Source organism: Lysobacter sp. N42 (genome assembly GCF_004344885.1).
Genome location: NZ_SKFB01000002.1, coordinates 310,523 through 322,911, shown reverse-complemented (window position 1 = coordinate 322,911; position 12,389 = coordinate 310,523). Strand labels below are relative to the sequence as shown.

The following is a 12,389-nucleotide window of genomic DNA, read 5'->3' as shown; positions in this document are numbered from 1 at the left end:
AAGGTATGACTGAGAAGCTAGTTTACGATGTGAAAATGCCTTGGTATCAGGGCATTCAAGAGTTCGCACTTCGTTTGGCGGTGAGTAAGTTACTGCCCATGCGCTTTCTTTATGAAAAGCCGCCTGAGAAACTAGCGGGTAAAACAGGACGTTTAAAAATAGAAATTGTCAGTCATTGCTGGCGCTACTCGCATCTGCATGCTTATCAATTAAGCTCGTTGGTTAACCATCCACCTAAGAACGTCGACATTGTGATGACTGTGTTTCATGCCAAAGAAGATGAAGCGACAACGCAATTATTGAACTTCTTTGGTGAGAAAAAAGTGGAAAATGTGACTTGGAATTGGCAGCCGGTTACACCACCTGAGTTGTTCCGCAGAGCAATTGGCAGAAATAGAAGAGCTCAGAATACCGATGCAGACTGGGTATGGTTTGCAGACTGTGACTTAGTTTTTGGTGAAGGCTGTTTAGATGGCCTAGCCGAGTCTTTGCAAGGTAAAAAAGACCCGCTGGTATTTCCTGCGCAAGAGCGAATTACTCCCTTGCTCACCAACGACAGCCCTATGCTGAAAGCGGCAAAAGAGCCAAAAGTTGTATCTGTTGATCAAGGCGACTTCACAATTCGCGTGTTAGAACGTGCGGTAGGCGCTTACCAAATTGTGCATGGTGATATTTGCCGCTCGGTAGGGTACTGCAAAGACGTAAGTGCTTACCAACGTGAAACAGACCGATGGAAAAAAACCTTTGAAGACAGAGCTTTTCGCTGGATTCTAGGCACACACGGGGTACCTGTAGAAGCTCCATCTGTGTATCGTATTCGACACATAGAAAAAGGTCGTTATCATGGCAGCAAAGCGGCTTCCGATATGCGTAAACGTATTCGAAAAGCGCAAGACGCTTCGAGAAATAATAGCTAGTGCCCATGCAGCGCGAAAAGCCACAACAAGACGTTTGCGCGGCACCGAGTATTCATCGACAGATTCTGGTGCTCGATGTCATTTCCGACGATGTCGCGAACTTTCGGTTACACCTTAAGAAGTTTCCCGACCTTGTTCAGCAGCTGAAAAGTCGATTTTCGGAGGCTCAGCTTAGTGTCGTGTTCGCGGTAGGACATAGATACTGGGGTATTTTGTGTGACTCTGAAATACCGGCTCCCACCCTAGAAGTACCTGAGCACTCGGAGTACCCGTTCCCTTCTAGCCATGCTGACTTGGCGATTGTCGTTAAATCTGATCGTCCCGACGCATGTTACTTTGCAGCACAGGTTTTGTTGCAATGGCTGGCAGCGTACACACAAATGCAGCGTGAGCTGCAAAGTTTTCGGTATTTAGATGGTCGTAACCTTTTCGGGTTTATCGATATTCCGGAAAAGGATAGTGCGGTGTCGCGCTATCAAAAAGCTTTGGGTTACTCTCCGCAAAACCCTGAGCAAACTTTGCAAGAAGCACACGTGGGTTATACCTATATGTGGATTGCGCAAATGATGCCAGACCTAAAACGCTGGGAGTTACTTTCTAGCGAAGTTCAAAGAGAAGTCATGGGCATTGATAAGCTAAATGGTGCGCCTTGGCCTACATCGAGTCAAAGTCATCACGAGGTATTAAGCCAACACTCCGACCTTATACTACGCGATCCTATGCCTATGTTTTCTATGCGAACAAGTGCGGAGGTTTGGGTTGATTATTCAGCTGATGCGCAAAGCTTTCAGGCTCGACTAAATGCGTTAACAAGTTCAACGAGCCAAGCAGAGGCTGATCCATTAATGGATTATCTTTCGTGCACTTTCTCAAGTGTGTTTGTTGTGCCTTCGCTTGACTGGTTTAGCGCAGTCTAGTGGTTTTCAAAGAGCTCGCGCACGTTTTCTAAAGTAAAGTCGATTTGGTTTACGTTGACCGGCGCGATAAAAATGGTGTCATCGCCAGCGATGGTACCCAATACACCTTCTTTTTTACCCACAGAATCCAGTAAGCGTGCGATAAGTTGAGCAGCTCCAGGAGTGGTTCGTACAATAATCATGACGTCGTTGTGCTCAACATCAAGAACCAATTGCTTTACTGAGCTCTTCGCTGAGGGCATAGAGAGCTCTGGGGGCAGACAATAAACCATCTCTTCTTTACCATTTCTGGCTCGCACAGCACCTAGACGACTGAGCATACGAGATACTTTCGACTGGTTCATAGTGTGGAAGCCTTGCTCTTGCAATGCTGAAACTATCTCAGCTTGTGAGGCATAGCGCTCTTCTTTCAAAAGGCCGCGAAAAGCTTCCGTTAATGGGTCTTGATGAGATGTGTTCATAGTGTCTCTATTCTTATCATTTTAATCACGGACCCATTGTAGCGGAAATTGCCTTTATCACCTAGCTCAAGAGGCTATTAAAGTTGTATTTTGGGCCCATTTCGTATAGTGTTTAGGCCCCGCAAATGACTGTATGGAGTGCGAAATGAAAGTAACGGTATTAGGCGCCGCAGGTGGTATTGGACAGGCGTTATCTTTGTTATTGAAAACTCAATTACCGAAAGGTTCTGACCTTGCGTTGTTCGATATTGCGCCAGTAACTCCAGGTGTTGCTGTTGATTTAAGCCATATCCCAACTTCGGTTTCTGTAAAAGGTTATGGTCAAGAAGGCCTAACTGATGCACTCCAAGGTGCGGACATTGTTTTAATCCCAGCGGGTGTTCCTCGCAAACCAGGTATGGACCGTTCAGACTTGTTCAATATGAACGCAGGTATTATCCGTAACTTGGTAGAGAATATTGCTGACACCTGCCCTAAGGCAATGGTAGGCATTATCACTAACCCAGTGAACACTACTGTGGCAATCGCTGCAGAAGTATTGAAGCAAAAAGGCGTTTACGACAAAAACCGTTTGTTCGGTGTGACTACACTAGACGTAATTCGTGCTGAAACTTTCGTTGCTGAATTGAAAGGCTTGTCAGCTGAAGACGTGCAAGTTCCGGTGATTGGTGGACACAGCGGCACAACTATTTTGCCACTGCTTTCACAAGTTCAAGGCGTTGAATTCTCGCAAGACGAGATCGAATCGTTAACTCACCGTATTCAAAACGCGGGCACTGAAGTTGTTGAAGCGAAAGCTGGCGGCGGCTCTGCAACACTTTCTATGGGTCAAGCAGCAGCTCGTTTCTGCTTATCACTTGCGCGTGCAGTGAACGGCGAGACCGTCACTGAGTATGCTTATGTTGAAAATGACGGTGGCGACGCTACCTACTTCGCACAAGCACTTAAAATTGGTAAGAATGGTATTGAAGCTATCTTACCTTACGGCGAACTTAGCGACTTTGAAGCTAAGTCTAAAGCAGACATGCTGGACGGCCTGAAGAAAGATATTCAGATGGGTATCGACTTCGCAAACGGCTAATTGCTAAATAGTCTTAAGAAAAGGAGCTTCGGCTCCTTTTTTTGTGCGCAAAAACCGATGGGGTCAGAGCACTTTGTGCTCTGACCCCAAAGTGCTCTGACCCCATTTTCGTGAGAAGTTATTGAACGCGTTCGACTGCTAGGTGGGCGAGGGCTATTAAAGCCTCTTTAGCTTCGGTGTTAGGGAATGCGTCTAATGCTTTAATGGCAAGGTCACGTTGTTCAAGAGCTTTACGACGCGTGTACTCGAGTGCACCGGTGTTCTCCATTAAGCCTAAAATATGCTGAAGCTTGTCGCGCTCTCCACCATTTTCAATAGCCTTTCGGATAATGAGCGCGTCTGCGTCGGCACTGTTCCACATGGTGTAAAGAAGCGGCAACGTTGGTTTACCTTCGGCTAAGTCGTCACCTGCGTCTTTGCCCATTGTCTCTGAATCGGCGGTGTAGTCGAGTAGATCGTCCACAAGCTGAAAAGCAGTACCTAGATAGCGTCCGTAGTCTGCGGCCGCCTGAGTAATGTCTTCTGACTGCTCGGTAAGAACGGCGCCAAGCTGTGTGGCGGCTTCAAATAACCGTGCCGTTTTACTATAAATAACGTCGAAGTAACTTTCCTCGGAGGTTTCAGGGTCGTTGCAGTTCATCAGCTGCATGACCTCACCCTCTGCAATAACGTTGGTCGCGTCTGCGAGGATTTCCATGACGCGCATCGACTCCATCGTCACCATCATTTGGAAAGCTCGGGTATATAGGAAGTCACCTACAAGAACACTTGCTTCGTTACCAAATTTCGCATTGGCAGTTTCTTTGCCCCTGCGAGTATGAGAGTCGTCGACAACGTCATCATGTAATAGCGTTGCGGTGTGAATAAATTCTACGATAGCCGCTAACGTATGGTGGTGTGTTCCTTGGTAGCCTAATGCCTTGGCTGCAAGCACAGCTAACATTGGACGCAGGCGCTTCCCGCCACTATTAACGATATAGAAACCGAGTTGATTAATGAGGGCAACATCAGACTGAAGTTGCTTGGAAATGAGCTGATTGACCGCTTGCATGTCTGTTTCGGTAAGTTCGCGAACAGCGGCTAAATCCATAACCATGAAAACTCTTTAAAGACGAATAAATTAAGGTTCCGATTCTACCGCACTCGGCAAATCTTTCCAGTTTTTCAAAGCCCAAACTCACAAGATTTCAGACAAACGCACAAGGATTTCTTTTTTTCGTGATTTGTGCTTGCTACAAGGCCGGCTTTTGAGTAAAATGCGCGACCTAATTTAATAAGTGTGATTGCCCTTCGCGGGGAAATTGGAGAAAAGCTATGTACGCGGTATTTCAAAGTGGCGGTAAGCAACACCGTGTCACCGAGGGCCAGACCGTTCGCCTGGAAAAGCTAGAAGCAGCTACCGGTGATACCGTTGAGTTTGAGCAAGTGCTCATGCTCTCTGATGGTGAGAAAGTAACGATTGGTGCGCCTTTCGTTTCTGGCGGCAAAGTGACAGCAGAAGTTGTTGACCACGGTCGTGGTGAGAAAGTTAAGATTGTGAAGTTCCGTCGCCGGAAGCATTCACGTAAGCAAATGGGGCACCGTCAGTGGTTCACAGAAGTGAAAATCACTGGAATCGGCGCGTAACAGAGGAGTAACGACAAATGGCACATAAAAAAGCTGGTGGTTCTACCCGTAACGGTCGTGACTCAGAATCCAAACGCCTTGGTGTAAAGCGCTACGGCGGTGAGTCAGTTCTTGCTGGTAACATCTTAGTTCGTCAGCGTGGTACAAGATTCCACGCCGGGGATAACGTTGGTGTGGGTCGTGACCACACGTTGTTCGCAAAAGTAGACGGTAAAGTATCGTTTGACCAACGCGGACCTCAGAATCGTAAGTTCATCAGCATCGTTGCTGAATAAGCTTAAATAAGATTCTCTGAAAAACCCCGCCATTGAGCGGGGTTTTTTGTAACTAGCACAACATTGGTTATGCTTAAGCATGTCCGATAAAGCAGGTAAGTCGAAACCATGAAATTTGTAGATGAAATTGAAATTCGCGTAGAGGCCGGTGACGGCGGTAATGGTTGCGTGAGTTTCCGACGTGAGAAATATATCCCGAAAGGAGGTCCTGACGGGGGAGACGGCGGCGATGGTGGTGACGTTTACTTGCGCGCGGACGAAAACCTTAACACGCTTATTGATTACCGATTTGAGCGAACTCACCGAGCTGTTCGTGGGCAAAATGGTCAAAGTCGTAACTGTACCGGTAAGCGAGGTGAAGACATTACCTTGCCAGTTCCTGTAGGAACACGTATCCAAGATACTGAAACCGGTGAAATTATCGGTGACTTAACCAAGCATGATCAAACCATCATGGTAGCGAAAGGTGGTTTTCATGGATTGGGCAACACTCGTTTTAAAAGTAGTACGAACAGAGCTCCTCGACAGAAGACCAATGGTACCCCTGGTGAGCATCGAATCTTGAAGCTTGAGTTACTGCTGTTGGCCGACGTAGGTTTATTGGGTATGCCTAACGCAGGTAAATCAACTTTGATTCGTCAAGTGTCTGCGGCGCGTCCTAAAGTTGCGGATTACCCGTTTACCACGTTAACACCAAACCTTGGTGTCGTTCGTGTTTCTGGGCACCAAAGCTTTGTTGTTGCAGATATTCCAGGATTGATTGAAGGTGCCGCAGACGGCGCAGGTCTTGGTATTCAGTTCTTGAAGCACCTCGAGCGTTGTGGCTTGTTGCTTCATGTTGTGGACGTGGCTCCATTTGACGAGAGCGACCCTGCTGAGAGTGCAACCATGATATTAGAGGAATTGCGTAAGTACAGTCCTAAGCTTTACGACAAGCCTCGTTGGTTAGTATTAAATAAAGCAGATATGCTGGACGAAGAAGCGTTCTCAGAGCAACGTCAGCGTGTTGTAGATGCGTTAAGCTGGGATGGTCCAATATTTGAGATTTCAGCATTAACTGGGCAGTCATGTGACGGCTTAGTCAAAGAGATTATGACTTACCTTGAGTCACTACCAAAAGAAGTACTCGAGGAGAACCAAACTCCGGAAGAGCCGGTTGAGTTTAAATGGTCTAACTATCATGAGTCTGAATTAGCTCAAGATGACTTTGACGATGAAGACGATGATGATTTTGATGACGACGAGCCGGATGATGGCCACGTTATTTATCAGCCGTAATATATAAAAGGAGCTTTACGGTGCCGATTATTTCACTTGTTGCCGCAATGGCGGATGAGCAGGTTATAGGTAAAGACGGTGATATGCCTTGGCATTTGCCGCAAGAGCTTCAGTATTTTAAAGAGATCACTATGGGCAAACCTATAGTGATGGGGCGCAATACCTTTGCATCTATCGGCCGTGCTCTACCTGGGCGCAGAAATGTAGTGATTACTTCAAAGCCCGAACTTTTACCTGAAAATGTAGATGCAGTGGCTAGTCCTGAAAAGGCAATGGAGTTGTTGCAGGACCATGACGAAATAATGATTATTGGTGGTGGTCAAATTTACAAAGCGTTTTTACCACTTGCCACGCGCATGTATTTAACGCATATTGACCTGACAGTAGACGGGGATACTTTTTTCCCGCAATGGAACGAAAATGAGTGGTCTAGGCAGGAGCTTAGGAAAAGCCCCAAGGTAGATGTAAAAACACCAGGTTATGCAGCGTATCTTTATGAAAAATCAACATAATTGATACAACTCTGGTTTTTTTAGACATTTGTCTTAATTGTTTAGTCTCGAAATATTCGGTAAAATACCGGTTGAATTGTAGTCAATCACGTTGTCTGTGGGGGCAAATATGAGAAAACTTATCGTTGCTGTAGCGACTGCTGGTGTCATGATGTTAGGTGGCACTGCTGCTAACTTGGCGGTAACTGGAACTGCGAATGCGAACGCATTGGCGCAAAACTTGTGTGTATATGTACAGGGTAACGACCGCTTGCGTATGCGTGAGCGTCTTCGTGAAGAACGTATCCAGTTGCGCCGTGTATACGACTCTATTATGTGTAATGGACAGAGCCTATTACAATTCGCGATGTCTTCAGGTGCTGACGATATCGGCGAATACATTGTATCTCAGTTACCGGGTTCTACTATCGAAGCGATGGGCGACCTTGAGTGGGCTGAAAGCAATGGTTACGGTGACTCGGCAATTGCAGCAGCAATTCGCGAGCGTATCGGTAGCTAATTCTACTGAGTAAAAGAGTAAGACAAAAACCCGCTATATAAGGCGGGTTTTTTTGTGCCTATAAAAAAGTTTAAGGTGTTTAGATTAATAACGAAACTGTAACAGTTTGTGTGTTTACTTGCTTTACATTAACGAACTCGTTACAAATACTCGTTTGCTACTAACCGAAGAAGAGCCTTATGCAAAAATTACTGAATGCATCAATGTTGCTAGCGATGTCGCTGGGTAGTGTTCATGCGAATGCCCAAGACGAGTCACCTTTGCTCGAGCCATGCCACATTAGTGGTATGTCAGAGCAAGTAGAATGTGGCTTTCTGCAAGTTCCAGAAAACTACAGCCAGCCAGACGGTAAACAGATCGACATTCATGTTGTGCGGTTACCAGCGGTTGCAGCGGCGAAAGAGTCAGACCCTTTACTGTTCTTAGCTGGTGGGCCTGGGCAAGCTGCAACAGAGCTCGCAGGTATGATTAGTGCTGTATATAGTGGTGTTCGCCAAACACGTGACATACTGCTTATTGATCAGCGAGGTACAGGTCAGTCTAATCCATTACGATGCGACGCTGGTACTTTGGATGAAATGCGTAACTCGATGGCTATTCTTCCACGCGAGCTAGATGTGACAGCCGAGGCGAGGGAATGCGCAGAAGCATTAGATGCAGACTTCCAACAATACAATACAGCGAATGCGGTAAAGGACTTCGACCGTGTCCGCGAGGCGCTAGGTTATGAGCAAATCAATATTTATGGCGGCTCTTACGGAACACGTTCTGGCCTAGCTTATCTTCGTGACTTTCCTGACTCTATTCGTGTAGCTATTTTAGACGGCTTGGCTCCGCCGCAAGTGCGTATTGGTTTATTTGGGCAAACGACTGAGCGAGCGTTTAACCGTTTAGTGCGTGACTGCGAAGAGCAAGAACGCTGCGCCGAAACCTTTGGCGATGTTCGCACAACATTCGACCGTGTTTCAGAGAAGCTAGGAGAAACACCTGAATTAGTGACCATTAACGACGCAAGAAGCCATTATCCTACTGAGGTAATGATGGACGATACGCGTTTCCAAAATATGATGTTTAGTGCGCTTTACCACCCTAGAATGCGTCAACTATTACCTTTCGTTATCTCAGAAGCAGATAAAGGAAATTTAGACCCGTTAGTGGGCTTAAGCGGCTCTTTTGAGGGTGAGCAGCCCCTTTATATGGGCTTGATGTTGTCGGTTGTATGCCAAGAAGATGTGCACCGATATACCGATGAAGATTGGGCTACAGAGAGAGCTTCAACGTTCTTTTCAGACGCTACCATTTCAACGTTCACTCAAATGTGTGCGGGATGGCCTGTAGAGCCGGTAGGCGAGGAAGCGTACCAGCCGGTAAGTAGTGAACACCCCATTCTATTGCTGTCTGGCGGTCAAGATCCGGTAACACCGCCGTATTGGGGGGAGTTAGCTGCTGAAACACTACCTAATGCGCAGCATCTTGTAGCCCAGAATGGTGGGCACACCATAGCAGGACATACGTGTGCGAACGATCTTGTTAGCGACTTTATTGCTGACCCAGAAGCTGAACTCGATGCGTCTTGTTTAGAGGAAACACAAGTATTGCCGTTTCTGTTAAATGTAAATGGCGAAGGTTTATAGGAGCAGAACATGATTGAAGTGAATGATTTAAAGAAGTCGTATCAAGATGTTCAAGCTCTGAATGGGTTAACATTTTCAGCGTCAGATAACGAAATTACTGGCTTACTTGGACCGAATGGTGCGGGTAAAACAACCTGTTTACGTAGCCTCTACGGATTAATTCATCCAGACCAAGGCGAAGCGCTAATCGATGGTGTTGCAGCACAGAAAGAGCCGCTTACGGTAAGAAAACAAATTGGTATTTTCCCAGACAAGTTTGGTCTATACGAACGCCTCACGCCACGTGAGCATATTGCTTACATTGCGGAGCTTCATGGACTCAAAGGCGAGCAACAACAACGTAACGTAGAAAGTGTTATTAAGAGCTTGGGCATGGAAGACATAGCAGACCGGAAAACGCAGGGCTTTTCACAAGGGCAACGCATGAAGGTGGCTCTTGCACAAGCTATTGTTCATCAGCCGAAGAATTTGATTCTCGATGAACCGAGCCGCGGTTTGGACGTCATGAGTACCCGAATTTTGCGTGAACTTATGTTTCAGCTAAAAGAAGAAGGGCGTTGCATTTTATTCTCGAGCCACGTTATGCAAGAGGTTGCGGCTTTATGTGACCGGGTGGTCATTATGGTTAAAGGCCAAGTGGTCGCAAATGATTCTCCGCAAGCATTGTGCGAACAAACAGGCGAAAGTAGCTTTGAAGAAGCCTTTGTAAAACTAATTGGTACCGACGAGGGGATCGTATAATGACTTCTGCATGGAAAACAGTTTGGCTGAAAGAACTGAAAGACGCGATTCGTGATCGACGCTCAGTTATGGCGGCCATGTCTTACGCGTTCTTCGGACCAATGCTTATGGCGGTAGCGTTTTTTGCAGTGGTGAATCAGGCTACCTCTAAAAGTGACTTAGAAGTTTCCTTAACCGGCGCGGAGTATGCTCCTGAGTTGGTTCGTCATTTGCAACAAAACGGTATTGTGGCGCATGAAGATCCCGAACAAGCGTCTATAGAATTGACGATCCCTGAAGACTACCAAGAGAAATTAGCTTCTGCTGAGCCTATTACGATTATTATTCGAGCTGATTATTCTGAGCGTAAAGGTAGTGACGCTCGTCGAAGAGTAGAGAGTGCAATTAACGGTTATAACCGAATTGTTGCTGGCGCGCGTTTGATGATGCGAGGTGTTAGCCCCGAAGTTATGCAAGCTATTACACCCGCACGGCAAGACACGGCTACCAAAGAATCTCGCGCTGCGCTAATCATGGGTACGGTCATGGTATTTGTGATTATGTCGGTTTTCTTTGCGGGTATGAATGTAGCTATTGATACAAGCGCTGGTGAACGTGAACGCAACTCTTTGGAGTTTCTATTGGCTCAGCCACTAACGTCGGCTGATCTGGTTCTAGGAAAGGCATTTACTGCATCGACATTCGCAATGTTAGGGGGCGTGTTAACTCTCGCCATGATTCCATTAGTGTTTATGTTTGTGCCGTTAGAAAAGCTAGGGATAGATGTAAGCTTTAGCTTTCTAACCCAAGCGACGTTAGCATTGGTATTGCTGCCCGTGGCGTTGTTTGCAAGCTTCCTGCAACTATTGGTGTCTTTCCTTGCCAAGAGCTTTAAAGAAGCGCAAACCTACATTACGTTCGTGATGTTCGCACCAATGACCGTAGTTTTCGTGTTGGAATTTACTCGATTCTCTCACCCGGCATTAGCGTATTTACCGATTACTTCCCAGCATCAGGCCTTGTTGGGCTCTATCAACGGTGAACCCGTTTCGGCTCTACCACTTTTAATTGGTGGTGTGTCTACGCTAATTGTGGCTGCAATACTGGCGTTTGTAGTTCAATGGAAACTGAAAAGTGAAAAGGTTGTATTTGGTCTTTAATCCACTAACTGACCATACTGGTAGTACAGCCACTGCCCTAGTCGTCGCATAGCTGGGGCAGGGAAGGTCGGCAGCGCTGATTGGTAGAAGGGTAACTCTGGCAAAGGCTCGTCCATCGAAAGTTGGGCGAGCCTCTTTCCTGCCAAGTTTGAGAAAGCAATTCCTGCGCCGCAATAACCCATGGCTGTGTAAACGCCAGGAGTTGGGGAAAATACACGTGGCATGCTGTCTAGTGAAACACTTATCCAACCATGCCAGTGGTATTCAGCTTTAATTCCTTTTAATGCAGGAAGACTGTGTTTTAACGCTTTTAGTAAGTGCGAAGCGTACTTTGGATGAGCGGCATTCTTACCACTAATAGCTCCTCGACCGCCAAATAACAGGCGATTGTCTGGAAGCAAGCGGTAATAGTATTTAAGTTTTCGTGTGTCCATCACTAGGTCGGACGTAGAAAGCCCAATTGCTTCAACTTCAGAAGGGTTAAGCGGCTCAGTCACCAACACAGAAGATAGCACTGGAAGGTGCTTGGAGCGAAGCTCAGGAGACGCTCCTTTGGGTAAATAACCGTTCGTGCATAATAAAAGCTTTTTGGCGTGCACAATACCTTTGTTGGTATGTACCGCAATGTCGTGACGACGTTGTTCGTAGTGGCTCATCGCAATTTGACTGTGCATATGAACATTTGCTTTGTCGCATAGTCTTGCCAAGTGATTCACATAGGCTTTCGGGTTGAGTGACATTGCGGGCGTGAAGGATATTCCACCATGCATGTTATTCACGCCAGGTAATTGCTGCTGTAACGTTTTCGGGTCAATCCAATTTGCGTTCAGTAGGGTGTCACTATATTGGCTTACTTGAGCCTCAAGTTTTTGGCTAAGATGCTTACGATGAGCCAGTTTTAAATAACGGGCTTCATTGAGTTGTACACTAGCCGGAGCACTTTCGCATAACGCTTTAACTCGATTAACACTTAAAGCGAATTCGTCTTGAACTGCTCGTGCGGTATCTACTCCAAACTTGCTTTGGTAATCCTGAAACGACAATCGACCCGTTCCGGGCAATACAAAACCTGCATTGCGACTACTACAGCCAGCACCAATGGACCCAGCATCGAGTACGGTAACCGATTGATTGTATTCAGAAGCTAGGGTGAGGGCTGCGTTCAGTCCTGTATAGCCAGCACCAATAATTAAAATGTCACATTGGCGAGGAAAAGCGTAAAGTTGATGTTTGTAGTCGGGTTGTATAGCAGACCAGTAGCTCGAGATAAGCTTTTCGTGACTCAGAGGAATGTTCTTATGGGTCACCG

General features: G+C 46.5%; 14 protein-coding genes. 11 read left to right on the top strand and 3 right to left on the bottom strand.

Going from position 1 to position 12,389, the window contains the following annotated elements; genetic code table 11:
- Positions 1-5 precede the first annotated feature (5 nt).
- Together EYQ95_RS06750 and EYQ95_RS06745 are read left to right on the top strand one after the other, a co-directional pair.
- The gene (locus tag EYQ95_RS06750; RefSeq protein WP_207801092.1) at positions 6-917 is read left to right on the top strand and encodes a glycosyltransferase family 2 protein; all 912 of its coding nucleotides are present in this window, start codon (positions 6-8) and stop codon (positions 915-917) included.
- Between the two features lie 5 nt (positions 918-922).
- Positions 923-1,834, top strand: a complete 912-nt coding sequence (locus tag EYQ95_RS06745; protein WP_111915139.1) for a Dyp-type peroxidase domain-containing protein — start codon at positions 923-925, stop codon at positions 1,832-1,834.
- Here the strand turns inward: EYQ95_RS06745 and argR are convergent.
- Complete coding sequence (argR, locus tag EYQ95_RS06740) at positions 1,831-2,295, bottom strand: transcriptional regulator ArgR (protein WP_111915138.1); 465 nt, start codon at positions 2,293-2,295, stop codon at positions 1,831-1,833. The two genes, EYQ95_RS06745 and argR, sit on opposite strands and share 4 nt — an antisense overlap.
- 145 nt (positions 2,296-2,440) lie before the next feature.
- On the opposite strand from argR, the gene mdh reads away from it, so the two are divergent.
- Positions 2,441-3,376: a malate dehydrogenase gene (gene mdh / locus EYQ95_RS06735; RefSeq protein ID WP_111915137.1), complete on the top strand. Its 936-nt coding sequence runs from the start codon at positions 2,441-2,443 to the stop codon at positions 3,374-3,376.
- A gap of 118 nt (positions 3,377-3,494) precedes the next feature.
- On the opposite strand, the gene ispB is transcribed toward mdh, so the two are convergent.
- Positions 3,495-4,466: an octaprenyl diphosphate synthase gene (gene ispB / locus EYQ95_RS06730; protein WP_111915663.1), complete on the bottom strand. Its 972-nt coding sequence runs from the start codon at positions 4,464-4,466 to the stop codon at positions 3,495-3,497.
- A 224-nt stretch (positions 4,467-4,690) separates the two neighbouring features.
- On the opposite strand from ispB, the gene rplU reads away from it, so the two are divergent.
- The 8 genes from rplU (at position 4,691) to EYQ95_RS06690 (ending at position 11,080) form a co-directional block, all read left to right on the top strand.
- A complete protein-coding gene (gene rplU / locus EYQ95_RS06725; protein ID WP_111915136.1) occupies positions 4,691-5,002 on the top strand; it encodes a 50S ribosomal protein L21 in 312 nt (103 codons plus the stop codon).
- Between the two features lie 17 nt (positions 5,003-5,019).
- A complete protein-coding gene (gene rpmA / locus EYQ95_RS06720; protein ID WP_111915135.1) occupies positions 5,020-5,277 on the top strand; it encodes a 50S ribosomal protein L27 in 258 nt (85 codons plus the stop codon).
- Positions 5,278-5,385: 108 nt separating this feature from the next.
- Positions 5,386-6,555 carry an Obg family GTPase CgtA gene (cgtA, locus tag EYQ95_RS06715; RefSeq protein WP_111915134.1) on the top strand — a complete coding sequence of 390 codons (1,170 nt, stop codon included), beginning with the start codon at positions 5,386-5,388 and terminating at the stop codon, positions 6,553-6,555.
- Positions 6,556-6,575: 20 nt separating this feature from the next.
- Positions 6,576-7,067 carry a dihydrofolate reductase gene (locus EYQ95_RS06710; protein WP_111915133.1) on the top strand — a complete coding sequence of 164 codons (492 nt, stop codon included), beginning with the start codon at positions 6,576-6,578 and terminating at the stop codon, positions 7,065-7,067.
- Positions 7,068-7,176: 109 nt separating this feature from the next.
- Complete coding sequence (locus EYQ95_RS06705; protein WP_207916250.1) at positions 7,177-7,566, top strand: DUF3718 domain-containing protein; 390 nt, start codon at positions 7,177-7,179, stop codon at positions 7,564-7,566.
- A gap of 179 nt (positions 7,567-7,745) precedes the next feature.
- Entirely contained in the window at positions 7,746-9,200 is a 1,455-nt protein-coding gene (locus EYQ95_RS06700; RefSeq protein ID WP_111915132.1) for an alpha/beta hydrolase, read from the top strand.
- A 9-nt stretch (positions 9,201-9,209) separates the two neighbouring features.
- Positions 9,210-9,941: an ATP-binding cassette domain-containing protein gene (locus tag EYQ95_RS06695; protein ID WP_111915131.1), complete on the top strand. Its 732-nt coding sequence runs from the start codon at positions 9,210-9,212 to the stop codon at positions 9,939-9,941.
- Positions 9,941-11,080, top strand: a complete 1,140-nt coding sequence (locus EYQ95_RS06690) for an ABC transporter permease (RefSeq protein ID WP_111915130.1) — start codon at positions 9,941-9,943, stop codon at positions 11,078-11,080. Before EYQ95_RS06695 ends, EYQ95_RS06690 begins: the two co-directional genes overlap by 1 nt.
- Here the strand turns inward: EYQ95_RS06690 and EYQ95_RS06685 are convergent.
- Entirely contained in the window at positions 11,077-12,387 is a 1,311-nt protein-coding gene (locus EYQ95_RS06685; protein ID WP_165924693.1) for an FAD-binding oxidoreductase, read from the bottom strand. The genes EYQ95_RS06690 and EYQ95_RS06685 overlap by 4 nt on opposite strands.
- Between the last annotated feature and the right edge of the window lie 2 nt (positions 12,388-12,389).